The sequence below is a fragment of the Burkholderia semiarida genome (assembly GCF_029268935.1).
In the GTDB taxonomy this organism is placed as follows: domain Bacteria; phylum Pseudomonadota; class Gammaproteobacteria; order Burkholderiales; family Burkholderiaceae; genus Burkholderia; species Burkholderia semiarida.
This window is the reverse complement of the sequence record NZ_JAHLCL010000005.1, coordinates 194,220-218,210: the sequence shown is the minus strand read 5'-3', so window position 1 is coordinate 218,210 and position 23,991 is coordinate 194,220. Positions and strand designations below refer to the sequence as shown.

Genomic DNA, 23,991 nt, shown 5'->3' with positions numbered 1-23,991 from the left:
GCTTTTTTATAACCGGCTGTAAAAACGGGTCCGGGCGCCCGCGCGTGGGCGGCCCGATCCGGGCGGCCCCACCTGGGCGGCCCCACCTGGGCGGCCCCACCTAGGCGGCCCCCTCAGATCGCGAGCGCGTCGGGCGTCGCCTGCGCGCGGTGCTTCGCGAGCGCGCGCAGGCAGTGCGCGATGCAGCCCGCGAACGCCTCGTCGAACCACGGCTGCGCGCCCGACACACCCACCACGATGCCGCCGAGCGCGACGCCGCCCCACAGGTTCGTGTCGCCCGCGCGCAGCCGGTACGGCTCCAGCGCCTGCACGACATGCCCGTCGCGGCCCGTTTCCCAGGACAGCCGCGCCTTGGCGCGCGCGTAGGCGCGGTAATCGGCGTCCCAGTCCTTCGGGTCGGGCAGCGAAAACTCATACAGGATCGCGTCCTCGAACGCCGCGTCGCGCGGCCCGAGCGCCGGGTCCATGATCACGATGTGCAGGCAGCCGCTGTCGCCGACGAAATCGCTTTGCAGCGCGGCGGACAAGGTCGGCAACAGCAGCTCGACGGCCGCCACCGCGGCCTGGCGGTCGGCGAACGCACTACCGCCGCGACGCGCCGCGTTCGGGGCTTCGGGTGTCGTCGGATTCAGAAGGTTCGGCATGGATTTCTCCGGAGGAAAACGCGAGCGCACGCAACGCCGCGATCAGGTCGGCCGCTACCGCGGGCTTGGTCAGGTACGCGTGGAAACCGGCTTCGACCGCGCGCGCGCGGTCGTGATCGCGCGCATGGCCGGACAAGGCAAGCGCCTCGAGCGGCGCGCGGCCGTCGCGATCGCGTACGGCGTCGAGCTGGCGCACGCGCGCCATCACCGTGTAGCCGTCCTCTTCGTCGTCGCCGAGGTCGATGTCGCAGACGAGCAGCGCCGGCCAGTCGGCGCGGCGCGCGCGCCACAGGTCGTCCAGCAACGCCTGGCCCGACGCATACGCGCGCACGTCGGCGCCGGCCACCTTCAGCAGCGCGCCGAGCGCGTCGCGCGCCTCGTCGTGGTCGTCCACGCACGCGATGCGCAGGCCGTCGAGCGGCTTCGCCGCGCCCGGCGCACCGGCGCCCGCACGCGGCACGGCGTCGCCGGGTTGCATCGACGCCGGCGCCACCGCGCAGACCGGCAGCGACAGATGCAGCTTCACGCCGATGTCGTCGCGTTCGCGCACGACGTAGCCGCCGGCCTCCTCGATCGCGTCCTGCAATCGTTCGAGATCGATCAGCGACAGCTCGGTTGCGTCGACGCCCGCGCATGCGATCGTGATCCGCGCTTCCGGATCGTGGCGCCCCGTGCGCACCTCGAGTTGCCCGCCGCGGCTCGCGTCGACCGCACCGCGGCACAGTTCCCACACGAAGCGCCGCAGCGCGGCCGGATCGGCCTCGACGACGAGATCCTCGTCCGACAGATGGCGGAACACCGGCACGCCGCGCTGCGCGGCCGCCTCCGCCAGCGAATCGAGCACCTGCGACACGAGCGGATTGATGCGCACCGGCTGCCGCGCGAACTTCGCCTCCGTGCGTTCGAGCTCACGCTGCTTCGCCTGCAGCGACCACATCTGCGCATACACGCCGCCGCTTTCGAGCAGTTCGTCGTGGGTGCCGTGCTCGACGAGCCGGCCGTGCTCCATCACGAGGATGCGATCGGCATCGACGATCGTCGACAGCCGGTGCGCGATGATGAGGCTCGTGCGATGCCGCGCGACGCGCATCAGCTCCTGCTGGATCGCGCGCTCCGAGCGCGTGTCGAGCGCCGACGTCGCCTCGTCGAACACGACGATCGGCGGCGCCTTCAGCAACGCGCGCGCGATCGCGACCCGCTGCCGCTCGCCGCCCGACAGCCGCACGCCGCGCTCGCCGACGCGCGTGTCGTACGCATCGGGCAGCCGCTCGATGAACGCGTCGAGCTGCGCGCCGCGCGCGGCCGCGATCACTTCGCCGCGGGTCGCGTCGCGCTTGCCGTACGCGATGTTGTACGCGAGCGTGTCGTTGAACAGGATGGTGTCCTGCGGGACGATGCCGAGCGCATCGCGCAGGCTGCGCTCGGTGACGAGCCGCAAGTCCTGGCCGTCGATGCGGATCGTGCCCGCATCGGGCTGATACAGCCGGAACAGCAGCCGCGCGAGCGTCGATTTGCCCGAGCCGCTGCCGCCGACCACGGCGACCGTCTGCCCGGGCTCGATGCGGAACGACACGTCGGACAGGATCTGCCGGCTCGGCTCATAGCCGAAATCGACGTGCTCGAACTCGATCGCGCCGCCGCGCACCACGAGCGGCTGCGCGCCGGGCGCATCGCCGTCCTCGCCCGGCTTGCCGCGCGCGTCGAGCAGCCCGAACAGCCGCTCGATGTTCGTCATCGCGTCGTTCGCCTCCCGGAACACGAAGCCGAGCGCATTCAGCGGCAGGCTGATCTGGATGATGTACGCGTTGATCAGCACGAGATCGCCGACCGTCAGCGCACCGCGCGCGACCTGCTGGCCCGCGAGCAGCATCACCGCCGCGATCCCCGCGCCGATGCACGCGCTCTGCCCGATATGCAGCGTCGACAGCGCGTACTGGTTGTCCACGCCGGCTTCGCGCCATGCGTCGAGCACGCGGTCGAGCCGGTCGCGCTCGACGTCCTCGCGCGCGAAGTACTTGACCGTGTCGACGTTCAGCAGGCTGTCGACCACGCGCGAATTCGACTCGGCTTCCAGCGCATTCACGCGCCGCTGGTAACGCATGCGGCGGCGCGTGAATACGACCGTATACGCGGCATAGACGGCGAACGTGACGAAAATGATCGCGGTAAAGCCGCCGCCGTACTTGCTGATCACGATCACGAGCACCGAGCCGATCTCGATGGCCGTCGGCACGACCGTAAACACCGCGACGCCGAGCAGATAACCGATGCCGGCCGTGCCTTTCTCGAGATCGCGCACGACGGCGCCCGTCTCGCGCCGCGCATGAAAGCGCGCGCCGAGCCGGTGCAGGTGGCCGAACGTGCGCACGGTAAACGACGCGACCGTATGCTGCGTGACCTGCACGAACGTCATGTCGCGCACTTCGTTCAGCGCGTTCGACGCGAAGCGCACCACCGCGTAGGCGAACAGCAGCAGCACCGGCCACGCGACGGGCTGGGCGGCCGCGCGGCCGAAACCGTCCACGATGTCCTTGAGCAGCAGCGGCACCGAGACGGCCGCCGCTTTCGCGAGCACCAGCAGGACGACCGCCGCCACCACGCGCGCACGGTAACGCCAGATCGCGCGCCAGAGTTCGACGGCGATCCTGAGCCTCAAGCCCCGCTCGTCCCGGCGCTGCCGGCGCTCGCGGCCCGCGGCCGCATCACGGTCCTTGATTGGCGTCTCGTCGATTCCGGTCGTCATGCAGGCAGTGCTCGCGGTCGGGGCGCGCCGTTTCACGCACGGGCAGTCAGTGGCGCGGTTCGCGCTCCCGGCCGCCGACGACGGTGCCGGGCTCGGGATCACGCGCGGCGGGCTGCGTGGGCGTGACGGTCCGCTGGTGCGGATGCAGCACCATGCCCGTATCGTGTTCGCCGTCGCGGCGCACGCGCACGCGATTCTCGACGTCGCGCACGCCGAGGCAGCCGTCGGCCAGATCCTCGATGCCGTGCTTCATCCAGCGTACCGGCACCGTGCCGTCCAGCTCGACGCGACCGTCGGTCACCTGCACGGTGACGTCGCTCACGTCGATCTCCAGCGCATGCGCGAGCCGCTCGCATACGTCCTCGCGAATCCGCTCGTCCGAGCGCGTGTAGCCTTTCGGACCGCGGCGACGGCGCAGCGCATCGCGTTCGGCATCCCCGCCGAAACGCGACAGATCGGGGGCGCCGCCGTAGCGCGGGTCGCCGCCATCGCGCTCGCCGCCGTACCCGCTCATCCGGTGCGGGTCGCGCCATTCCGGGCGCTCGCCGCCATAGCGGCCTTCACGGCCCTCCACGCGGCGGCCCGGTTCGCCGTAGCCGCGCTCGGCGTCCCGCGCCAGCGGGCGCGCGCCGCCCTGCCGGTCCGCGTCGGCCGCGCCGCGCCGCTGCTCGACCGGCCGCGCCGCGCGCTCGGTCCATTCGCTGCCCCAGTCTTCCGGGCCCACGTCCTCGCTCGCGAAGCGGCGGTAAGCCGATTCGTCGTCCTCTTCCGGCCATCGTGCCGGATCGTCCGGGATGCCGCGCTCGCCAGCGCCCCGGTACGCGCGCTCGTCGCGCGCGTGCCAGTCGGGCGGGCCGCCACGCTCGCCGTACCGTCCGGGATATCGTCGTTGCATCGTGTCTCTCCTTGATCGCCTGCGCCGCGCACGGCGCCAAGCCGCGTCGCCGCACGCGTCGGTCGGGGCGACGCAAATCGCGTGCCGGCGTGGTTGCCGGACCGCGATGGTTGCGCGTCGCAGCGCGGGGACACCGTCAGGCGCCCCAATCTGCAACGCGATTGCAGTTTTTGCGCGCCGGGCGTCACGACACGTCGTCCGGGTCGCCCGATTCGTCGATGCGGCCGGGCTCGCCCAACCGCTCGGTGCGGTCCGGCTCGATGTCGGCGCCTTCCTCGAGCGTCGAGTCGCCGTCCGCCGACGCACGCTCGCCGGTGCCCGCGCGGTCCGTGTCGGTGTCGAGCGACGCGTCGCCGCGTTCGAGCGCGTGGTCGTCCAGCGGCGAATCGACGTCGAACGGATGGCGCCGCGCGCCCGCCGTGTCGCTGCCGCTGTCGGACGAGTCGCTCGGGCCGAGCGCGCGGCCGTCGCGGCCGCGGCTGGCGTTGTCGTCGTCCGGGCCGGCCGGTTCGTTGTCGGGATTCAGCGTGCTGTTCATGTCGGCCTCCTTGCCTGGCTCGCCGCCGGGCGATCGGCCGGACGGCCGCCGCCCGGCAGGCGTACTGCCCCGGTCGTGCAATCGGCATGCCGCGCCGGCCGCTGGCGCCCCGTCGTCGCCGGCACGCTGCACGGCACGGCCGATGCGCACCCATTGATCAGCTGAATCGAGTTCCTTTATTCTTTCGGAGGTGCCAATCGACCGTATGGCCGCCACGGGCTTGCCCGGCGGCGGTCGGGCGGCGTGCGGCCCACCGCGTTTCCGACCTGCTGCCCCGATGAAGAAAGACGACGCCGATCTTCACCCGCATCCACCGCCCGCCAGCTCGCCCGGCGCGCGGGACCTGCTGCATCGCTTCGCCGAATTCCGGTTCCAGACCGTGGTGGAGTCGATCACCGACTACGCGGTGTTCATGCTCGACCCGCACGGCAACGTCGCGACCTGGAACGCCGGTGCTGAGCGCATCAAGGGCTACCGTGCCGCCGAGATCGTCGGCCACCATTTCTCGCGTTTCTACCCGGCCGACGCGGTCGCGGCGGGCCGGCCGGCGCACGGGCTCGCGCGGGCCGCCGCGCAGGGCCACTTCGAGGACGAAGGCTGGCGCGTGCGCAAGGACGGCACGCAGTTCTGGGCGAGCGTGACGATCACGCCGGTGTACGACGCGACGCATGCGCTGTGCGGCTTCATCAAGATCACGCGCGACATGACCGAGCGCAAGCGGCTCGAGGAGCTCGAAGCGTCGACGCACCGGCTCAGCGTGTTCATCGCGATGCTCGCGCACGAGCTGCGCAATCATCTCGCGCCGCTGCGCAATTCGGTTGGCGTGCTGCAGAACCTGCCCGATCCGCCGCCCATGCTCGCGCAGTGCCGCGACGCCGTACACCGCCAGGTCGGGCAACTGACGCGGCTCGTCGACGATCTGCTCGACGTCGGGCGCATCACGGCCGGCAAGGTCGAACTCGACGATCGCCCCACGACCGTGCGGGACATCGTGTGCCGCGGCGTCGAGAGCGTCCAGCCGAAACTGGCCGCGCGCGGACAGTGGATTCGCGTCGACCTGCCGGACGATTCCGTGGTGCTGCACGGCGACGACGCACGGCTCGTCCAGGTGTTGCACAACCTGCTCGACAACGCGTCGAAATTCTCGCCGCACGGCGGCCGCATCGACGTCGTCGCGCGTATCGAAGGGCCGTCGGTCGCGATCCGCGTCGTCGATCACGGCGTGGGCATCGCCCCCGGCGCGCTCGAAACGATTTTCGATCTATTCGAACAGGAAGGCGCGACGGGCCGCTCCCCGTCCGGCGGTTTCGGGCTCGGTCTCGCGATCTGCCGGTCGTTCGTCGAACTGCACGGCGGGCGGATCGTCGCGGAGAGCGACGGCCCCGGCCACGGCGCGACGTTCACGGTATGGCTGCCGATCGCGCAGGTGGCCCGCGGCGGGCACGCCGCCGCGCCCGGGCCTGCCGCGCCCACGCAGCCGGCCGTCGAGCCGCTGCGCATCGTCATCGTAGACGACAACCGCGACTCGGCCGATACGCTCGCGGTGCTGCTGCAACTGAAAGGGCACGCGCCGCGCGTCGCGTACAACGCGAACGAAGCGCTCGCGCTCGCCCGCGACTATGCACCGCACCTGATGATTCTCGACCTGACGATGCCGGACGTCGACGGCTTCACGCTGCTGCGCGAACTGCGCGCGATCGACGCGCTGCGCGACACGACCTGCGTCGCGCTGTCCGGCCATGCGCGCGCATCCGATCTCGAGCGTACCGAAAGCGCGGGCTTCGACGACCATCTCGTGAAGCCCGTCGAGATGGCCGTCCTCGACGCGCTGCTGCAGCGCGTCGCGCGCGAGGTTCAGGGCACGCGGTAGCGCCTGTTCACGCTCAGGCCATCGCACGGCACATCGCCGCGCACGCCTCGCATGCGAGCGCACAGCGGCGGCAATGCTCGTGCGCATGCCGCGAACACTCGGCCGCACACAGATCGCACGCGTGCGCGCACAGCGCGCAAATGCGCGGGGCGAGCCCGCTGCGGCGCGCCATCGCGCCCGACGCGAACCGGCACAGCTGCGCGCATTCGATGTCGAGCGCGATGCACGTGGCCAACGCGTGCACGTCGCGCTCCGCGAGGCAGGCGGCCGCACAGGTGTCGCATGCGTGCGCGCAGGCGTCGCACGCGGCCATGCAGTTGTCGTACTGATCGTTCATAGCAGTGCTCCCGGTTTCGGTTTGCATCGTTTCGGTTCCTGTCGTCACGGCGTCAGCTTCACCTTCATCCAGCCCGGCTCGCGCACGTCGAACGCGCGATACGCATCGATCGCGTTCGTCAGCGGCTCGCTGCGCGTGAGCACCGACAGCGGGTCGAACGCACCGCTGCGCACGAGTTCGACGAGCGGCGGCGTGACCGTCCGGTGATTGCAGTTGCCCATCTTGATCGTGAGGTTGCGGTTCATCGCCTCGCCGATCGGAAACACGCGTGCGGCCGGCGGATACACGCCGATCACCGAGACCGTGCCGGCCTTCGCGACCGCGCGCACCGCCCATTGCAGCACCTGCGACGGCCCGTCGCCCGGCACCCAGTTGCGGCCGTCCGGCTTGCGGTGCGGCGCGACCGCGTCGACTTCCGCATCGAACGCGCGCGCGGCGTCGCGATCGGCCGCGGCCGGCCCGTGCGTCGCGCGCATCGCGTCGACGCCCACCGCGTCGATCACGCGATCGACGCCGATCCCGCCCGTCAGCCGTAATATCGTGTCCACCGGATCGTCCTCGGAAAAATCGACGATCTCGGCGCCCTGCGCGCATGCCATCTCGAGCCGCGACGCGATGCGGTCGACCGCGATCACGCGCCCCGCGCCCATCAGCTTCGCGCTCGCGATCGCGAACTGGCCGACCGGCCCCGCGCCGAACACGGCGACCGTATCGCCCGGCTTCACTTCCGCGAGCTGCGCGCCGAAATAGCCGGTCGGGAAAATGTCCGACATCAGAATCGCGCGATCGTCGTCGATCGCATCGGGCAGCCGGATCAGGCTCGCGTGCGCAAGCGGCGTGCGCGCATATTCGGCCTGCAGCCCGTCGAACGGGCCCGTATCGGCCGGCCCGCCGAAGAACGCGGTGCCCGCGCGCGGCCCGCCCGGGTTCGCGACGTCGCACTGCGCGGTGTAGCCCGCGCGGCAGTACGCGCAACTGCCGCACGCGATCGTCGACGGAATCAGCACGCGATCGCCGCGCCGCAGGTTGCGCACGTCGCGCCCGACCGCCTCGACGATGCCGACACCTTCATGGCCGAGAATCGTGCCCGGCTTCATTCCGCCGAGCGTGCCGCGCACCATGTGCAGATCGGTGCCGCAGATCGCGCTGGCCGTCAGGCGCACGACCGCGTCGGTCGCCTCGGAGACTTCCGGATCGGGCACCGTGTCGATGCGAATGTCGCCGATGCCGTGAAATACGACTGCTTTCATGTCAGGCCCTCCTTGTCGAAAGCGGTAACGGTGAATGTGACCGTCGAGCCGATCGAGCAAGGGGTGCGCCTGTGCAGCGCGTGCGGCGCCGTGATGCGCGGAGCGGAAGCGCTTCGGTTTCGGGGAGGGATCGCGCCTGCGCGTCAGTCCGTCGGTGGGCTGTTGCCGCTGTTGCCGCTGTTGCCGCTGTTGCCGCTGTTGCCGCTGTTGCCGCTGTTGCCGCTGTTGCCGCTGTTGACGTCACGCGCGTTCGAGATCGCTTCGACGAGCTTCAGTTCGTCGTCGATCGACAGCGTCGTGTCGGTCACGTCACCGCCCAGCGGCGCGAGCGCCGCGCTCAGCGCGTCGATGTCGAGCTGCGTCGCGGCCAGCCCGAGCGACACGGTGCCGGGGCGCGCCTTGCGCGCGACGCGATCGGTCAGCGCATCGTCCACCGGCCGCTCGCGCCACGCGTCGAGCGACGATTCGATGTGCGCGACCACGCTGTCGAGCAGCGATCCGGACGACACGCGGCCCGCGTCGATTGCGTGCGTGCGCAACTGTCCGTCGGTCGAGCACGCGACGATCACGACACCCGACAGCGCGACGACGTGCCGGTCGCGCAACGTGCCGAGTTCGGCCAACGCGCGACGGGCCGCGTCGAGATCGGGATAGGACAACACGATCAGCGTGTTCATCGGCGACTCCATGCAATCGGATGGGCGTGCTCAGTGCGGCAGCCCGAACGCGGCCTTCAGGCTCGCGACGACCATCTGCATCGCGATGGCCGCGAGAATCATCCCCATCAGGCGCTGCGTGACGGCCGTCACGCGCGGCGACAGGTAATGGCCGATCACCGGCGCCGACAGCAGCGACGCGGCCAGCAGCACGAGAAACGCGCCGAGCCCGAGCGCGAACGCGAGTTCCTGCCCGGTCGCGACGGCACCGTGCCCGAGCACGATCATCGTCGCGATCGTGCCGGGGCCCACCAGCAACGGGATCGTCAACGGGTAGATCGCGACGCTTTCGGCGGCCGTCGGATCGGCGCCTTCGTCGCTGCCCGGCGCATGCTGGCGGCTCGGCGCACCATGCAGCATCGACAGCGCGATCAGCAGCACCAGCAGCCCGCCCGCGAGGCGGAAATCGTCGATCGTCAAACCGAACACGCGCAGGATCGCGCCGCCCGCGACGGCCGACACGATGCAGCCGACCGTCACGCCGATCGCGGCCGTGAGCGCGACCTTGCGGCGCACGCCGTCCGCCGCGCCTTCGGTCAGCGACAGGAACACCGGGATGTTCGCGATCGGGTTCATGATCGCGAACAGCGCCGCGAACACCTTGACGGAAAAGGTCAGGTCGAAGGCCACAGGGTCGCTCCCGTCTCGCGCGGCAAGTGAAACGCCCACGCCGGTTCGTTTTCGATGCGCGGCGCACGCCATGCTGATACGATCCACGCACGACGTTCAATCACGACGGAGGGCCCCGATCGATGCAAGCCACCGACACTTTCATGGGTCACGAGATTCGCGTCGACGCGACGCGCAACGCGAACGGCGCGTGGGTTGCGCAGGTGCGGATCTTCCGCGACGGCGCGCCCGTCGATCTGCCCGCGCCCGAACTCGTCACGCCCGAATGGCTGACATGCGACGAAGCGCTGCGCGGCGGTATCGACCAGGGGCGCGTGATAATCAGGACGCGCGACCGGTAACCGCACCCGGCTCATCCGCGCAGCGTCGGCCGGCATCGCACGATGCAGGTCACGCATCGAAATCGAGGTCGCCGATCAGGATCTCGCGATCGCGCTGCGTCCGGGTGCTGAAATCGACCGGCAACTCCATCTGCCAGCGCTCGATCGTGACCGGCAGCGCCGCGAGATAGCGATCGAAGCGGCTGTGGTCGGGCTCGGCCAGCAGACCGGCGATCGCGTCGTCGCGCCACGCGAGCCGCGCGTTCAGCCGGTTCGGCAGGCCGACCGTCGACGTGAGGCCGATCACGTCGACACAGGTCGGGCTACCCTGCCCGTCGTGCGGCACGACGTCGACCTTCACTTCGCCGGGTTGATACAGGCCACGCAGGCGCGTCGCGATGCGCGGCGCAAACTCGGTTTCGAAACGGGCACGAACGTCGGGGTTCATTTCGCCTCCATTCAAGGTTCGGTGTGTATCGTCATGCTGCTTTCATGCGGAAGCCATCTGCCGCTCGAACGCTGCTTCGGCCTTCAGGTTGTCGAGATCGCGGGCGATCGTCGCGACCGCGAGCCGCGTGTTGCCGCGCCAGTACGCGATCGAGCAGTCGTGCGCGCCGAGGTCGCCGTCGATCTCGACGCGATCCCATTGCGCCGCATGCCCGACATAGCGGATCGTCACGTCGTAATGCTGGCTCCAGAAAAACGGCACCGCGTCGAACGGCCGCTGCTGGCCGAGCATGTTGCGCGCGGCGACGATGCCTTGCCGCTCGGCGACGACCCAGTGCTCGACGCGAATCCGCTCGCCCGTCAGCGGATCGGGCCAGCGCGCGATATCGCCGGCCGCGTAGATGCCAGGCGCGCTCGTCTGCAGGAAGCGGTCGACCGTGACGCCGCGTTCGACGGCGAGCCCGGCGTCCTGCGCGAGTTCGACGTTCGGATGCACGCCGATGCCGACCAGTACGACGTCGGCCGGCAGCACGTCGCCGCTCGACAGCGTCACGCTGTCCGGCCCGATCCGCGCGGGCGTCGCGCCGAGATGGAATACGACGCCGTGCGCTTCGTGCAGCGCCTTGATCGTGTCGCCGAGCGCATCGCCGAGCACGCGGCCCATCGGATGCGGATCGGGCGCGACCACATGCACGTCGAGCCCGCGCGTGCGAAACGCGGCGGCCGCTTCGAGCCCGATGAAGCTCGCGCCGACCACCACGCAGCGGCGCGCCGTTTTCAGCCTGGCGATCAGCGCGTCGCAATCGGCGCGCGAGCGCAACGTACACACGTGCGGCAGATGGGCGCCGGGCACGTTCAGCCGGTTCGGTTCGGCGCCCGTGGCAAGCAGCAGCGCGCCGTACTCGATACGGCTGCCGTCGGCGAGCTCGACCGCGCGTTGCGCCGGATCGATGCGCGCGACGCGCGTGTTGCAGCGCACGTCGATGCGCTGGTCGGTATAGAACGACGGCGCGCGCAACGGCAGCCAGTCGGCCTGCGCCGTGCCCGCGAGGTAATCCTTCGACAGATTCGGCCGGTCGTACGGCGGATCGGCATCGGCGCTCAGCAGCGTAATCGCATGCGGATAGCCTTCCTGCCGCAGCGTCACGGCCGCCGCGATCGCAGCGGCGCCGCCGCCGACGATCACGACCGACGCGGGCAGCCCGCTCGTCTTCAACGCAGGCGGCACCGCGGCCGGCCGCGCATCGAGTACGACCGCGCGGCCATCGCGCCGCTCGACGCGCCAGCACGGCAGCCCGTCGAGCGCCGGCGCGCGCTCCATCTCGCCGGTGCGCAGGCAGAACGCCGCGTGATGCCACGGACAGCGAATCGTGTCGCCGACCAGCAGGCCCTTGGCCAGCGGGCCGCCATAGTGCGGGCATTGCGCGCCCACCGCGAACAGTTCGTCGCCGCGGCGCACGAGCAGCACCGCCGCGTCGCCGACATGGCCCTCGATCATCGCGCCGTCGGCGAGATCGTCGAGCGCGATCCCTTGGGTGAGATCGGGCGAGGACGCAGCATCGCTTCCAGTCATGACGTGGCTCCCGAAAAGTCAGGTGACGATCCCATTATCGGCATTCGTCCTGAAAAGAAACAGGTACAGACGCCCCGCAGCGCACGCAAACGCGGACTGTAGCTTGCACGCGCTCCATGACCGGCGTGGAACGTGGTCGACGTTGCGGCGCAACACGCCGGCCGCGCTGCCACGGGGCGCGCAAGCCGCGCCGCACGCCGCGGCGCGCTCAGTCGATGCACGTTGCGACTAGCTTGCCGACGACGACAACCGCCTGCTCGATCTCCTGCGACCACGGGCTGCTGTAGTTCAACCGGATGAAGTTCCGGTAGTTGTCCGTGATCGAGAACATGTAGCCGGGCCCGATCGTGATCCCCTGCTCCAGCGCGAGCTGGTACAGCCGCATCGCATCGACCTGCGCGGGCAGCTCGACCCACAGCACGTACCCGCCCGCCGGGCTCGAAATGCGCGTGCCCTCCGGGAAGAATCGCGACACCATCGCGCGCATCAGGTTCGCCTGCTGCGCATACGCCTTGCGAATTCGCCGCAAGTGATGCTCATAGCCGTCGCGTTCGAGAAACTCCGCGATCGCGAGTTGCGGCAACGACGGCGTCGCCAGCGTATTCAGGAACTTCAGCTTCTCGACCTGTTCGCGATAGCGGCCCGGCAGTGCCCAGCCGATCCGGTACGCGGCCGTCAGGCTCTTCGAGAACGACGAACAGTGCAGCACGATGCCATGGCGGTCGAACGACTTCAGCATGCTCGGATGCGTATTGCCGAAATACAGTTCGTTGTACACGCCGTTCTCGATGATCGGCAGGTCGGCCTTCGTTGCGAATTCGACCAGTTCGCGTTTTCGCTCGTCCGGCATCTGAAAGCCCAGCGGGTTCTGGAAATTCGGCATCACCATGCACGCGGCGATCGGCTGCGACTTCGCGATCGCGGCCAGCGCCGCGATGTCGATCCCGTATTCCGGATGCGTCGCCACCTCGATCGCCTTCATCCCCATCCGCTCGATCGCGTGCAGCATCGCGTAGAACGTCGGCGACTCCACCGCGATCGTGTCGCCCGGCTTCGCCACCGCCTGCAGGCACAGGTTGATCGCCTCCGTCGCGCCGACCGTCACGATGATCTCGTTCGGGTCCACCGACATCCCGTTTTCCAGGTAGCGGCGTGCGATCTGCCGGATCAGCCGCGGATGGCCCGGCGGCAGCCCGTCGGTCACGCCCCACAGCGACTTGTCGCGGCCGGCCGCGTACGCATAGCGGTTCAGCTTCTCGAACGGAAACAGGCTCGGGTCCGGATACGGCGAGCCGAGCGGCACCGCATCGTCCGTGCCGATCGAGCGCAGCGTCGACAGCACGAGCCGGCTCACGTCGACCGACGACGAGATCGCGATCGGCTTCGACGGCCGCAGCTCGCGCACCGGCGCATGGCCGTCGTCGCGCCGCAGGTTCACGAAATAGCCGGACTGCGGCCGGCTTTCGAGCAGCCCGCGGCTTTCCAGCAGCAGATACGCGTGCAGCACGGTCGTGATGCTGATCCGGTGTTGCTGGCTCGCCTGCCGCACCGACGGCACGCGATCGCCGTGCCGATATACCCCTTGCCGAATGAGTCGCTCTACGTCGTTCGCAAATTTCTCGTAGAGCTTCATCCGCCTCGCCCCGCGAGCGATGAACCGGCCTGCGCGGCATGGGCGGCCCGGCCGCGCCGACGCACGAAGCCGGATAGCCGTCGCCGGGTGCGGGTGTCCCGGCTGGAACCTCGTCCGTTACCGAAGTTGAAGGCGAATAGCAATGCGAATCTCATGAAGACAAGGTTCGGCATCCTACTGCGTCATTTCGGCGAATGTAAGTGACAGTTTGGCGGGGAAACGGCAATTCCGGCCGGCGTGGTGAACAGATGCGAATGCGACGGCGCGGCCCGCGCGCGATTGCGCGGCAGCCGCTCGCCCGGCGCACGTCATGATGCATCGCAGATGGCGGCGCGCCGGCCGCCGCGAAGCGCGGCCTGCTCACGAATGCGCGCGCCCGCTCGCCCTCACGCGTCGTCGACGTTGTCCGCGTAGTGGTCGATCGCAACCTTGCACTCGTCGGACACCACCGTCAGCAGCGCGACGTCGTTCGACTCGAGCCACTTGCGGATCTGCAGGAACTGGCCGGTGCCGAGATTGGCGAGGCGGCCCGGATCGTCGGTCGTCACGTCGACGCTCGCGATCGCGCGGTTGCCGGGTAACGGCGACAGCGTCGCCGCGATGTCGAAGCGCCGGTACGATTGATCGATGCGCATGCGGTTCTCCCGAATCGGTTCGAAAGGTGCGCGCTCAGCCGAGCGCCTGGCGAAAGACCTTGCCGCCGAATCCCGTCACGACGTTGTTGACCGAGAACGGCGTGTCCTCCTTCGCTTCGAGAATGACCGCGACGCTGCCGGGCACGAGCCGCGCCGCGACCGTCTCGACGAACGTGCCGTCGAGCAGCGCGTTGCCGGCCGCCTGCGCGAGAATGCCGGCACCCGCGCCGGCCGCCATGCCGGTCACCACGCCGAGCGGCCCAGCGAGCAGGCCGAGCAACCCACCCGCGAGCGCGCCGATCACGCCGCCCTTGAACGGCCGCGATTCGGCGTCGAGCACCGCGAGCTTGCCGTTCGCGTCCTTCTCGACGACGATGCCATTCTCGATGTGGAATCCTTCGTTCTTCTCCGACAGCGCGTCGATATCGTGCGCGGCCTGGCGGGCCGTCTCGACGCTGCCGAACACGGCGACGATCAATTGTCTGGTCATGCAACACCTCGCGTAATTGAATGAGGGCGGAGCCGCCGCGCCGTGTACGGCGCGTCGGGCTTCGCTTCGAACGCCGCCCGCGCGTTACCGGCCGGCATGCACGTCGTCCTCGACATCGTCGACGTCCGCCGGAAAGCGATGCTGGCCGAAGCTCAGGATCAGCACGCCGACCGCGAGCAGCACGATCCCGAAGGTCGTCATCAGCATCCGCTCGGGGCTGTCGGTCGCGCCGCGCAGGATCAGGTCGCGCGCGAGCGACGTCATCGCGATGAACAGCGGGAACCGCACCGGCAACCGGCCGAGCCGCAGGTAGCGCAAGTCCATCGCGAGCACTTCCAGATACAGGAACATCAGCAGCAGGTCGGTCAGCGACACCTCGCCCGCGAGCACGACCTTCCACGCCTCCTGCGCCATCGCGAACGCGGTCGCGAGCCCGATCACGACCAGCCCGGCCAACTCGGCCGCATGAAGGAAATGGCCGAAGCGGCGGCGGATGCGTTCGGCGGCCGTATCGGCGGATGCAGTGGATGTATTCAACGCGCTCATAGTGTCGTAGGTGCCGCGATCGACGCGCCGTCGCCGTGGCAAGGGATCTCGGGGAACGGAAAGCCCGCGCCGGACGGCCCGCCGTGCCCGACGATTGCACCGAAAATACGCATCGCTTCCAAAAGGTTCATCATGATGACCGTCGCCGGGCGGAGCGAACCCAATCTACTGCATGCGCCACGCCCGCTCAAGAGCACAGCGTCGCCGGCTTCAGGAGTACAGCTGCACGCGCGCCGCGCCCAATCGGACCTCGATCAACCCATTCGAATGACAGATCGTCGATACGTGTTCCAAAGACCCGCCGAAGCTGCTAGATTGCAGGCTCGACGACGTTACGCGGTGCAGGCGGTCACGCGCCGGGCGAACGCGCGGCCCCCACGTCTGCCTCCCCTTCGCGCCGGGGGGCCGGCCGCCGCAGCGGCCCGTTGCGCGATGCCCGCGCAACGTCCTTCATCCGCACGTCACAAAGAGATCAGTCGCATGACACAGTCCAACCGTTCGCCTTCGCGCGCCGCGGCTGCCGCGGCCCGTCCGTCCCGACATGACTGACCGGCAGGCCGCGATGCAAACCAACCGTCCCCCGCTTTCCCAGGCCGTTCACAGCCCGATCACGCGCAGCGCGATCTTTCTCGTGGCGACGATCAATCCGGGCGCCGATCACGCCGACACGATCCGTTCATGGTGCGGCGACATCGCCGCGCTCGTGCGCTCGGTCGGCAAGCGCGTGCCGGGCGGCAACCTCACGTGCGTATGCGGCTTCGGCTCCGACGCATGGGATGCGCTGTTCGGCGAGCCGCGCCCCGCGTCGCTGCATCCGTTCCGCGAATTCGGCGCCGGCCAGCGCGTCGCCATCGCGACGCCCGGCGACATCCTGCTGCACATCCGCGCCGAAGCGATGGACCTGTGCTTCGAGCTCGCGACGCAACTGCTCGGCGCGCTCGGCGATGCGGTCACGGTCGTCGACGAGGTGCACGGCTTCCGCAATTTCGACCAGCGCGCGATGATCGGCTTCGTCGACGGCACCGAGAACCCGGAAGGCCGCGAGGCCGTCGACTTCACGGTGATCGGCGACGAGGACGCCGAATTCGCGGGCGGCAGCTACGTGCTCGTGCAGAAGTACCTGCACGACATGGCCGGCTGGAACGCGCTCGCGGTCGAGACGCAGGAGCGCATCATCGGCCGCACCAAACTGTCCGACATCGAGCTCGCGCCGGATGTGAAGCCGTCGTGCTCGCACAGCTCGCTGACCACGCTCGACGAGGGCGGCCAGGAAGTGAAGATCCTGCGCGACAACATGCCGTTCGGGCGCCCGGGCGCCGGCGAATTCGGCACCTATTTCATCGGCTATGCGCGCTCGCCGGCGCCGATCGAGCAGATGCTCGAGAACATGTTCGTCGGCCGCCCGCCCGGCAACTACGACCGCCTGCTCGACTACAGCCGCGCGGTCACCGGCTCGCTGTTCTTCGTGCCGTCGGCCGACCTGCTCGAAGCGCTCGCCGACCGCCCGGCGCCGGCCGCCGACGCCGCCCAACCGGAATCCACGCCGCCCGCGCCTTGCGCACCGCAGCGCGACGGCTCGCTGAACATCGGCTCGCTGAAAGGAACCCCGACCTATGAATAACCTGCATCGCGAACTCGCCCCGATCTCGTCGTCCGCGTGGGAACAAATCGAGGAGGAAGTGGCGCGCACCTTCAAACGCTCGGTGGCCGGGCGCCGCGTCGTCGACGTCGAGGGCCCCGCAGGCCCCGAACTGTCGGCGGTCGGCACCGGGCACCTGCTCGACGTCGCCGCGCCGCGCGAGCTCGTGAACGCGCGGCTGCGCGAAGCGCGCACGATCGTCGAGCTGACGGTGCCGTTCGAGCTGAGCCGCGACGCGATCGACAGCGTCGAGCGCGGCGCGCGCGACGCCGACTGGCAGCCGGCGAAGGAAGCCGCGCAGCGGCTCGCGTTCGCCGAGGACGGCGCGATCTTCGACGGCTACCGCGCGGCCGGCATCGTCGGCATCCGCGAAGGCACGTCGAACCGCCGGCTCACGCTGCCGGCGGATGTCGCCGCGTACCCGGACGCGATCAGCGACGCGCTGGAAGCGCTGCGCCTCGCCGGCGTCGACGGCCCGTACTCGGTCGTGCTCGGGTCGGACGCGTACACCGCGCTCAGCGAAGCGCGCGACCAGGGCTATCCGGTCCTCGGCCATATCAAGCGCATCGTCAGCGGCGAGATCATCTGGGCGCCGGCGATCAGCGGCGGCTGCGTGCTGTCCACGCGCGGCGGCGATTACGAGCTGCACCTCGGGGAAGACGTGTCGATCGGCTACACGAGCCACACCGACAAGAGCGTCCGCCTGTACCTGCGCGAAACGTTCACGTTCCTGATGCTGACGAGCGAGGCATCGGTGGCCGTGGCGCCGCAGGGCAACGCGGCCGCCTGAGCGCGGTTGCCGGCGCGCGGTGCCCGCGCGGGCGTCGCGCGCGACGGCCGCGACGCCGGCCGCAGGTTCGTCGCCGATCCAGCCCATCTCGCATGGAGGATGTCATGAGCGAATCGAATGACGCATTACAGGCGCTGCAGGCGTCTGTCGCTACCCTGAAGCAGACGGTCGACGCGAACGCGGGCCGCCAGGCCGGCGACACCGCCGTGCTGTTTACCGTCGTGTCGCTGATGCTGGCCGAGTTGCCGCCCGACACACGCAACCTGATCGAGGATTCGTTCTCCGTCTGGGCCAATGGTCTGCCGAATGCGGCACTGTCCGCCGACGTGAAACAGATCGCACGGCAACGGCTCGCGATGAACCTGTCGGACTGATCGCGGCTCACCATGGTTGCGCGATGCCCGGCGTCTACCGTGCAACCCGCCCTCGCCTTCGCCGGCCCCACGGCGCGCATCGGCTGCGGTGCGGGCGCGGTCGGACGTCACCGGTTCGCACCCGCGCCGCGTGTTGCATTGCGTGTTGCGCCCCGTTTCGCTCCCCGTTTGCCGGCGGCCGGCACCATGCGCGCCGATGTCGCACCGCGTGCCGTTCGCACGCCGTCGGTTCCCGCCCCCTTCCACCGCCAGCCGCACACGCCGCGCACGCCCGCGCCGCCGCGCGCTTGCCCGTCTGTACTCCTTGCCGCCGAATCGCGCGCCCATGTGAGGGTGCAATTCGCGGCCGGCCCGGCCAGGAACTGTGTCTTGGATGGCCCACGCCGATTCGTTATTTTGAACGCAGTCGAAGCGATGCCGCGGGCTCCTCGCGGCACTCGCGCTTCCCGCCCCGACCGCGACCGTGCGCCACGCCGGCGCGCGCCATGCGACCGCACGGGTGCGGCGCGCGCGCCGCCGCGGTGCGCGCCGTGCACGTGCGGTCGGGACGCGCGAGCGCCGCACCGCATCGGGCCGCACCTTCGACCCACCTTCACCGACAGGAGCCAGACCACCATGCCCGCACTTTGCGATATCTGCCACGCGCGGCCGGCCGTTGCGCGCGCAACCGTGATGCAGGACGGCGAGCGCAAGACGATCTCGATCTGCGATTACCATTTCCGTCAACTGATGCGGCATCAGAGCATGCTGAATCCGTTCGATTCGCTGCTGGGCGGAGGCGGACCGTCGTCGCTGTTCGGCGGGCTCGGCGACGAATCGCCGCTCGCCGCCGAGATTCCGCGCGAATCGGTCGACCCGACCGACGCGTTCAGCGAACAGACGCTCGAACTGCTGCAGCGCGCGGCCGAGAAGGCGCATGAATTGCGCCGCAGCGAACTCGATTCCGAGCATCTGCTGTACGCGCTCGCGGACACCGACGTCTGCGCCGCGCTGCTGAAGGAACTGAAGCTGTCGCCGGACGACATCAAGTCGTACATCGACGCGCATGCACACACCGGCACGGCCGCCCCCGATGCGCCGCTCGACAAGCTGTCGATCTCGCCGCGCGTGAAGAAGGCCGTGCAGTATGCGTTCCAGGCGTCGCGCGATCTCGGCCACTCGTATATCGGCCCCGAGCACCTGCTGATCGGGCTCGCGGCGGTGCCGGACAGTGTCGCCGGCACGTTGCTGAAGAAATACGGCGTGACGCCCGAGGCGCTGCGCCAGAAGGTCGTGAAGGTGGTCGGCAAGGGCGCCGAGGACGGCCGCGTCGATGCGCCGACCGGCACGCCGAACCTCGACAAGTTCGGCCGCGACCTCACCGCGATCGCGCGCCAGGGCAAGCTCGATCCGGTGCTCGGCCGCGCGCAGGAAATCGAGAGCACGATCGAGGTGCTCGCCCGCCGCAAGAAGAACAACCCGGTGCTGATCGGCGAGCCGGGCGTCGGCAAGACCGCGATCGTCGAAGGCCTCGCGCAGCGCATCGTCAACGGCGACGTACCCGAAGTGCTGCGCGACAAGCGGCTCGTCGAAGTCAACATCAACTCGATGGTGGCCGGCGCGAAGTATCGCGGCGAATTCGAGGAACGCGCGAAGCAGCTGATCGACGAGGTGACCGCGAAGCAGGACGAACTGATCCTGTTCATCGACGAGCTGCACACGATCGTCGGCGCGGGCCAGGGCGGCGGCGAAGGCGGCCTCGACATCGCGAACGTGCTGAAGCCCGCGCTCGCACGCGGCGAGCTGAGCCTGATCGGCGCGACGACGCTCAACGAATACCAGAAGTACATCGAGAAGGACGCCGCGCTCGAACGCCGTTTCCAGCCGGTGTTCGTGCCGGAGCCGAGCGTCGAGCAGACGATCGTGATCCTGCGCGGGCTGCGCGACAGCCTCGAGGCGCACCACCAGGTGACGTTCGCCGACGACGCGTTCGTCGCGGCCGCCGAGTTCGCCGACCGCTACATCACGTCGCGCTTCCTGCCCGACAAGGCGATCGACCTGATCGACCAGGCGGCCGCGCGCGTGCGGATCGGCGCGACGTCGCGCCCGGTCGACATTCAGGAAGGCGAAGCGCAGATCGCGCAACTGAAGCGCGAGCAGGATTATGCGACGTCGCGCAAGCGCTTCGACGAAGCGAAACAGTTCGAAGAGCAGATCAACGCGAAGCAGAAGGCCGTCGACGAGATGATGGAGGCGTGGCAGCGCAAGACCGGCTCGGAAACGCTCGAAGTGACCGTCGAATCGGTGGCCGAGGTCGTGTCGCGGCTGACCGGCATTCCCGTATCCGAACTCACGCAGGAAGAACGCCAGAAGCTGCTGAAGATGGAAGAGCAGCTGCGCGAGCGCGTGGTCGGCCAGAGCGATGCGGTGGTCGCCGTCAGCGATGCCGTGCGGCTGTCGCGCGCGGGGCTCGGCCAGACGCACCGGCCGATCGCGACGTTCCTGTTCCTCGGGCCGACGGGTGTCGGCAAGACCGAACTCGCGAAGGCACTGGCCGAGACCGTGTTCGGTGACGAGCAGGCGATCATCCGCATCGACATGTCCGAATACATGGAGCGGCATGCGGTCGCGCGCCTGATCGGCGCGCCGCCCGGCTACGTCGGCTACGACGAAGGCGGCCAGCTCACCGAGCGCGTGCGGCGCCGCCCGTACAGCGTGATCCTGCTCGACGAGATCGAGAAGGCGCATCCGGACGTCTACAACGTGCTGCTGCAGGTGTTCGACGACGGGCGTCTCACCGACGGCAAGGGCCGCGTGGTCGATTTCAGCAACACGATCATCATCGCGACCAGCAACCTCGGCGCGGCGATCATCATGGACAACCTCACGCAGCCGGAAGCCGCGCGCAAGACCGACAAGGCGATCCGCGACGAACTGATGCAGGTGCTCAAAGGGCATTTCCGCCCCGAGTTCCTGAACCGGATCGACGAGGTGATCGTGTTCCACGCGCTGTCGAAGGAGAACATCCGCGCGATCGTGCAGATCCAGCTCGACCGCGTGGTGCGCACGGCCGCCGCGCAGGACATCACGCTCGTGATGGGCGACTCGCTCGTCGCGCACCTGACCGAAGCCGGCTACCAGCCGGAGTTCGGCGCGCGCGAGCTGAAGCGTCAGATCCGGCAGACCATCGAGACGCGGCTCGCGAAAGAGATCCTCGCGGACCGGCTGAAGTCGGGCGACAAGTGCGAGGTCGACTACGACAAGGACAGCGACGAAGTGACGTTCAACAAGCTCGCCGCGCCTGAAGCGAAGGAAGCGAAAGACGCGAAGGACGCCGACGGCAAGGCCAAGCCGAACGGCAAGACCGCCAAGGCGGCAGCAGACGCGAAGCCGGAAGACACGCCCGCGGACGCCCCACCGCCTGCCGCGAAGCCGTCGGGCAAGAAGTCGTCCGGCGCGAAGAAGGACGCGCACTAAAAAAACGCATGCCCCGCCACCCGGGGCACGCATGACCGGCTCCGTCCGCCGGACGGAGCCGCCCCACGCCGCGACACGGCGCAACCGAGCCACCCGCATCGGGCCCGGCTATTGGAGATTCACCATGACAAATCGACGCGAAGTGCCAGGCATCAGGAAATACGACGGGCCCGCCGGCGGTTGGGGCGCGCTTCGCGCGACAGCCGATGCGGTGCGCACGCAGATGGAAACCATCGAGGCGCCGATCGTGCTGATGCGGACCAACCAGCCCGACGGCTTCGACTGTCCCGGCTGTGCGTGGCCGGACAAGGAGCACAAGTCGACGTTCCAGTTCTGCGAGAACGGCGCGAAGGCCGTCACGTGGGAAGCGACGACCAAGCGCGTGACGCCCGAGTTCTTCGCGGCGAACACCGTGTCGTCGCTGCTGCGCATGTCGGACTACGAACTGGAGAACATGGGCCGGCTCACGCATCCGCTCGCCTACGACCGCGCGACCGACACGTTCCGCGCGATCGAATGGGACGATGCATTCGCGCGCATCGGCGAAGTGCTGCGCGCGCTGCCGCCCGAGCAGGTCGAGTTCTACACGTCCGGCCGCGCGTCGAACGAAGCCGCGTACCTGTACCAGCTGTTCGCGCGCGAGCTCGGCACCAACAACTTCCCCGATTGCTCGAACATGTGTCACGAGCCGACCAGCGTCGGCCTGCCGCAGTCGATCGGCATCGGCAAGGGCACCGTGTCGCTGGAGGATTTCGACCACTGCGAGCTGATCATCTCGATCGGCCACAATCCCGGCACGAACCATCCGCGGATGATGGGCACGCTGCACGAGTGCGCGCGCCGCAACGTACCGATCATCGTGTTCAACCCGCTGCGCGAGCGCGCGCTCGAACGCTTCGCCGATCCGCAGGACATGATCGAGATGGCGTCGTTCGGCTCGACGCGGATCGCGTCGACGTACTACCAGGTCGATGCGGGCGGCGACGCGGCCGCGCTGAAGGGCATCATGAAGGCGCTGCTGAAGCTCGAAGCCGAGCAAGGCGGCGTGCTCGACCGCGACTTCATCGCGCAGCACACCAACGGCTTCGATGCATTCTCGGCCGACCTCGAAGCGACGTCGTGGGACGACATCGAGCGCGCGAGCGGCCTGAGCCAGGCGCAGCTCGAACAGGTCGCGCTCGCGTACGCGAAGTCGAACGCGACGATCATCACGTACGGGATGGGCGTCACGCAGCACAACAAGGGCACGGCCACCGTGCGCCTGATCGCCGACCTGCTGCTGATGCGCGGCAACATCGGCAAGCCGGGCGCCGGCGTGTGCCCGCTGCGCGGCCATTCGAACGTGCAGGGCAACCGCACCGTCGGCATCACGGAGAAGCCGTCGGCCGAATTCCTGAAGAAGATCGAGGACGTGTGCGGCTTCACGCCGCCCGCGCAGCACGGGCACGACGCGGTACAGGCGATGCAGGCGATGATCGACGGCACCGCGAAGGCGCTGCTGTGCCTCGGTGGCAACTTCGCGGTCGCGCTGCCCGATCCCGAGCTGTCGTTCCCGGCGATGGCGAAGCTCGACCTGAGCGTGCATCTCGGCACGAAGCTGAACCGTTCGCATCTGCTGGTCGGCAAGGAAACCTTCATCCTGCCGGTGCTCGGCCGCACCGAGTTCGACATGCAGGCCACCGGCCCGCAGTCGATCACGGTCGAGGATTCGATGTCGATGGTCCACGCGTCGGCCGGCAAGCTCAAGCCCGCGTCGGACCAGTTGCGCTCGGAGCCTGCGATCGTCGCCGGCATCGCGCACGCGACGCTGCCGAACAGCAAGGTCGCGTGGCTCGACCTGATCGCCGACTACGACCGCATCCGCGACCTGATCGACAAGACGGTATCCGGCTTCGAGGCGTTCAACGAGCGGATCCGCACGCCGGGCGGCTTCCGCCTGCCGCTGCCGCCCACCGAGCGCGTATGGCCGACGCCGACCGGCAAGGCGATGTTCTCGGTCTACAAGGGCGTGAAGGAGGACGCGGACGTGCTCGGCGCCGAGCAGGTGCTGCGTCTCATCACGCTGCGCAGCCACGATCAGTACAACACGACGATCTACGGTCTCGACGATCGCTATCGCGGCGTGTTCGGCCGGCGTGACGTGCTGTTCATGAACGCGGCCGATCTCGACAAGTACGGGCTCGAGCACGGCGACCTCGTCGACATCGAGACGGTCACCGCGTCGGGCCGCACACTGCGCCTCGAGAAGATCACCGCGATCGAGTACGACATCGCGCCGGGCTCGGTCGGTGCGTACTATCCGGAAGCGAACGTGCTCGTGCCGCTCGACTACATCGACAAGGAAAGCGGCACGCCGTCGTACAAGTCGGTGCCGGTGCGCGTCGCGCGCTCGGCGGTGGTCTGATCCGCGGGCGGGCGGGGTCGCGGCACACGCCGCGCCCTTCGGCCCGCCTGCCGCCCTGCTC

Annotated in this window: 21 protein-coding genes; 7 read left to right on the top strand and 14 right to left on the bottom strand. The window is 69.2% G+C overall.

All coding sequences use genetic code 11. The features are described from left to right. Nucleotides 1-113 precede the first annotated feature (113 nt). The 4 genes from KPB06_RS07820 to KPB06_RS07805 all read right to left on the bottom strand — a co-directional run bounded on the left by KPB06_RS07820 (nt 114) and on the right by KPB06_RS07805 (nt 4,820). Nucleotides 114-644, bottom strand: a complete 531-nt coding sequence (locus KPB06_RS07820; protein WP_060967411.1) for a hypothetical protein — start codon at nt 642-644, stop codon at nt 114-116. After that, a complete protein-coding gene (locus KPB06_RS07815) occupies nt 583-3,387 on the bottom strand; it encodes an ABC transporter transmembrane domain-containing protein (protein ID WP_226093985.1) in 2,805 nt (934 codons plus the stop codon). The genes KPB06_RS07820 and KPB06_RS07815 overlap by 62 nt, the downstream gene beginning before the upstream one ends. 46 nt (nt 3,388-3,433) lie before the next feature. Continuing rightward, nucleotides 3,434-4,282, bottom strand: a complete 849-nt coding sequence (locus tag KPB06_RS07810) for a BON domain-containing protein (protein ID WP_275905403.1) — start codon at nt 4,280-4,282, stop codon at nt 3,434-3,436. A 184-nt stretch (nt 4,283-4,466) separates the two neighbouring features. Then, a complete protein-coding gene (locus KPB06_RS07805; RefSeq protein ID WP_275905404.1) occupies nt 4,467-4,820 on the bottom strand; it encodes a chemotaxis protein in 354 nt (117 codons plus the stop codon). Between the two features lie 277 nt (nt 4,821-5,097). Here KPB06_RS07805 and KPB06_RS07800 point away from each other — a divergent pair, with 277 nt between their 5' ends. After that, the gene (locus KPB06_RS07800; RefSeq protein ID WP_275905405.1) at nt 5,098-6,690 is read left to right on the top strand and encodes a hybrid sensor histidine kinase/response regulator; all 1,593 of its coding nucleotides are present in this window, start codon (nt 5,098-5,100) and stop codon (nt 6,688-6,690) included. Between the two features lie 13 nt (nt 6,691-6,703). On the opposite strand, the gene KPB06_RS07795 is transcribed toward KPB06_RS07800, so the two are convergent. From KPB06_RS07795 to KPB06_RS07780, 4 genes are all read right to left on the bottom strand, one after another. Beyond that, entirely contained in the window at nt 6,704-7,027 is a 324-nt protein-coding gene (locus tag KPB06_RS07795) for a four-helix bundle copper-binding protein (RefSeq protein WP_185716505.1), read from the bottom strand. A gap of 44 nt (nt 7,028-7,071) precedes the next feature. Beyond that, on the bottom strand, nt 7,072-8,277 hold the full coding sequence (locus KPB06_RS07790; RefSeq protein WP_059574991.1) for a zinc-dependent alcohol dehydrogenase: 1,206 nt from the start codon (nt 8,275-8,277) through the stop codon (nt 7,072-7,074). A gap of 143 nt (nt 8,278-8,420) precedes the next feature. Further along, on the bottom strand, nt 8,421-8,954 hold the full coding sequence (locus KPB06_RS07785) for a hypothetical protein (protein WP_275920432.1): 534 nt from the start codon (nt 8,952-8,954) through the stop codon (nt 8,421-8,423). A gap of 30 nt (nt 8,955-8,984) precedes the next feature. Next, the gene (locus tag KPB06_RS07780) at nt 8,985-9,623 is read right to left on the bottom strand and encodes a MarC family protein (RefSeq protein WP_089466118.1); all 639 of its coding nucleotides are present in this window, start codon (nt 9,621-9,623) and stop codon (nt 8,985-8,987) included. A 122-nt stretch (nt 9,624-9,745) separates the two neighbouring features. Here KPB06_RS07780 and KPB06_RS07775 point away from each other — a divergent pair, with 122 nt between their 5' ends. Then, nucleotides 9,746-9,964: a DUF6566 family protein gene (locus KPB06_RS07775; protein WP_006481288.1), complete on the top strand. Its 219-nt coding sequence runs from the start codon at nt 9,746-9,748 to the stop codon at nt 9,962-9,964. Nucleotides 9,965-10,013: 49 nt separating this feature from the next. Here the strand turns inward: KPB06_RS07775 and KPB06_RS07770 are convergent, their stop codons facing one another. The 6 genes from KPB06_RS07770 to KPB06_RS07745 form a co-directional block, all read right to left on the bottom strand. Further along, complete coding sequence (locus tag KPB06_RS07770; RefSeq protein WP_059574984.1) at nt 10,014-10,391, bottom strand: DUF5594 family protein; 378 nt, start codon at nt 10,389-10,391, stop codon at nt 10,014-10,016. Between the two features lie 42 nt (nt 10,392-10,433). Further along, nucleotides 10,434-11,963 (bottom strand): FAD-dependent oxidoreductase, encoded by a 1,530-nt coding sequence (locus KPB06_RS07765; protein ID WP_275905407.1) that lies wholly within the window; start codon nt 11,961-11,963, stop codon nt 10,434-10,436. Between the two features lie 208 nt (nt 11,964-12,171). Beyond that, nucleotides 12,172-13,596, bottom strand: coding sequence for an aminotransferase-like domain-containing protein (locus tag KPB06_RS07760; RefSeq protein ID WP_275905408.1), 1,425 nt, complete (start codon nt 13,594-13,596; stop codon nt 12,172-12,174). A 386-nt stretch (nt 13,597-13,982) separates the two neighbouring features. Next, nucleotides 13,983-14,231, bottom strand: coding sequence for a hypothetical protein (locus tag KPB06_RS07755; RefSeq protein ID WP_275905409.1), 249 nt, complete (start codon nt 14,229-14,231; stop codon nt 13,983-13,985). 34 nt (nt 14,232-14,265) lie between these two features. Continuing rightward, complete coding sequence (locus KPB06_RS07750) at nt 14,266-14,721, bottom strand: DUF1269 domain-containing protein (RefSeq protein WP_275905410.1); 456 nt, start codon at nt 14,719-14,721, stop codon at nt 14,266-14,268. An 84-nt stretch (nt 14,722-14,805) separates the two neighbouring features. Next, complete coding sequence (locus KPB06_RS07745; protein WP_059575194.1) at nt 14,806-15,258, bottom strand: phosphate-starvation-inducible protein PsiE; 453 nt, start codon at nt 15,256-15,258, stop codon at nt 14,806-14,808. A gap of 550 nt (nt 15,259-15,808) precedes the next feature. On the opposite strand from KPB06_RS07745, the gene KPB06_RS07740 reads away from it, so the two are divergent. The 5 genes from KPB06_RS07740 (at nt 15,809) to KPB06_RS07720 (ending at nt 23,930) form a co-directional block, all read left to right on the top strand. Further along, the gene (locus KPB06_RS07740; RefSeq protein ID WP_275905411.1) at nt 15,809-16,888 is read left to right on the top strand and encodes a Dyp-type peroxidase; all 1,080 of its coding nucleotides are present in this window, start codon (nt 15,809-15,811) and stop codon (nt 16,886-16,888) included. Further along, the gene (locus KPB06_RS07735) at nt 16,881-17,696 is read left to right on the top strand and encodes a family 1 encapsulin nanocompartment shell protein (protein WP_124864268.1); all 816 of its coding nucleotides are present in this window, start codon (nt 16,881-16,883) and stop codon (nt 17,694-17,696) included. Before KPB06_RS07740 ends, KPB06_RS07735 begins: the two co-directional genes overlap by 8 nt. A gap of 104 nt (nt 17,697-17,800) precedes the next feature. Then, nucleotides 17,801-18,070 (top strand): hypothetical protein, encoded by a 270-nt coding sequence (locus KPB06_RS07730; protein ID WP_275905412.1) that lies wholly within the window; start codon nt 17,801-17,803, stop codon nt 18,068-18,070. A 615-nt stretch (nt 18,071-18,685) separates the two neighbouring features. Next, complete coding sequence (locus KPB06_RS07725) at nt 18,686-21,526, top strand: ATP-dependent Clp protease ATP-binding subunit (protein ID WP_275905413.1); 2,841 nt, start codon at nt 18,686-18,688, stop codon at nt 21,524-21,526. Between the two features lie 124 nt (nt 21,527-21,650). Then, nucleotides 21,651-23,930, top strand: a complete 2,280-nt coding sequence (locus tag KPB06_RS07720) for an FdhF/YdeP family oxidoreductase (RefSeq protein WP_099318410.1) — start codon at nt 21,651-21,653, stop codon at nt 23,928-23,930. Nucleotides 23,931-23,991: the final 61 nt, after the last annotated feature.

Bases quoted from the DNA above. Each gene is read 5' to 3' on its own strand.
- KPB06_RS07820 (WP_060967411.1), bottom strand. From the start codon at position 644: ATGCCGAACCTTCTGAATCCGACGACACCCGAAGCCCCGAACGCGGCG.
- KPB06_RS07815 (WP_226093985.1), bottom strand. From the start codon at position 3,387: ATGACGACCGGAATCGACGAGACGCCAATCAAGGACCGTGATGCGGCC.
- KPB06_RS07810 (WP_275905403.1), bottom strand. From the start codon at position 4,282: ATGCAACGACGATATCCCGGACGGTACGGCGAGCGTGGCGGCCCGCCC.
- KPB06_RS07805 (WP_275905404.1), bottom strand. From the start codon at position 4,820: ATGAACAGCACGCTGAATCCCGACAACGAACCGGCCGGCCCGGACGAC.
- KPB06_RS07800 (WP_275905405.1), top strand. From the start codon at position 5,098: ATGAAGAAAGACGACGCCGATCTTCACCCGCATCCACCGCCCGCCAGC.
- KPB06_RS07795 (WP_185716505.1), bottom strand. From the start codon at position 7,027: ATGAACGATCAGTACGACAACTGCATGGCCGCGTGCGACGCCTGCGCG.
- KPB06_RS07790 (WP_059574991.1), bottom strand. From the start codon at position 8,277: ATGAAAGCAGTCGTATTTCACGGCATCGGCGACATTCGCATCGACACG.
- KPB06_RS07785 (WP_275920432.1), bottom strand. From the start codon at position 8,954: ATGAACACGCTGATCGTGTTGTCCTATCCCGATCTCGACGCGGCCCGT.
- KPB06_RS07775 (WP_006481288.1), top strand. From the start codon at position 9,746: ATGCAAGCCACCGACACTTTCATGGGTCACGAGATTCGCGTCGACGCG.
- KPB06_RS07770 (WP_059574984.1), bottom strand. From the start codon at position 10,391: ATGAACCCCGACGTTCGTGCCCGTTTCGAAACCGAGTTTGCGCCGCGC.
- KPB06_RS07765 (WP_275905407.1), bottom strand. From the start codon at position 11,963: ATGACTGGAAGCGATGCTGCGTCCTCGCCCGATCTCACCCAAGGGATC.
- KPB06_RS07760 (WP_275905408.1), bottom strand. From the start codon at position 13,596: ATGAAGCTCTACGAGAAATTTGCGAACGACGTAGAGCGACTCATTCGG.
- KPB06_RS07755 (WP_275905409.1), bottom strand. From the start codon at position 14,231: ATGCGCATCGATCAATCGTACCGGCGCTTCGACATCGCGGCGACGCTG.
- KPB06_RS07750 (WP_275905410.1), bottom strand. From the start codon at position 14,721: ATGACCAGACAATTGATCGTCGCCGTGTTCGGCAGCGTCGAGACGGCC.
- KPB06_RS07740 (WP_275905411.1), top strand. From the start codon at position 15,809: ATGACTGACCGGCAGGCCGCGATGCAAACCAACCGTCCCCCGCTTTCC.
- KPB06_RS07735 (WP_124864268.1), top strand. From the start codon at position 16,881: ATGAATAACCTGCATCGCGAACTCGCCCCGATCTCGTCGTCCGCGTGG.
- KPB06_RS07730 (WP_275905412.1), top strand. From the start codon at position 17,801: ATGAGCGAATCGAATGACGCATTACAGGCGCTGCAGGCGTCTGTCGCT.
- KPB06_RS07725 (WP_275905413.1), top strand. From the start codon at position 18,686: ATGCCCGCACTTTGCGATATCTGCCACGCGCGGCCGGCCGTTGCGCGC.
- KPB06_RS07720 (WP_099318410.1), top strand. From the start codon at position 21,651: ATGACAAATCGACGCGAAGTGCCAGGCATCAGGAAATACGACGGGCCC.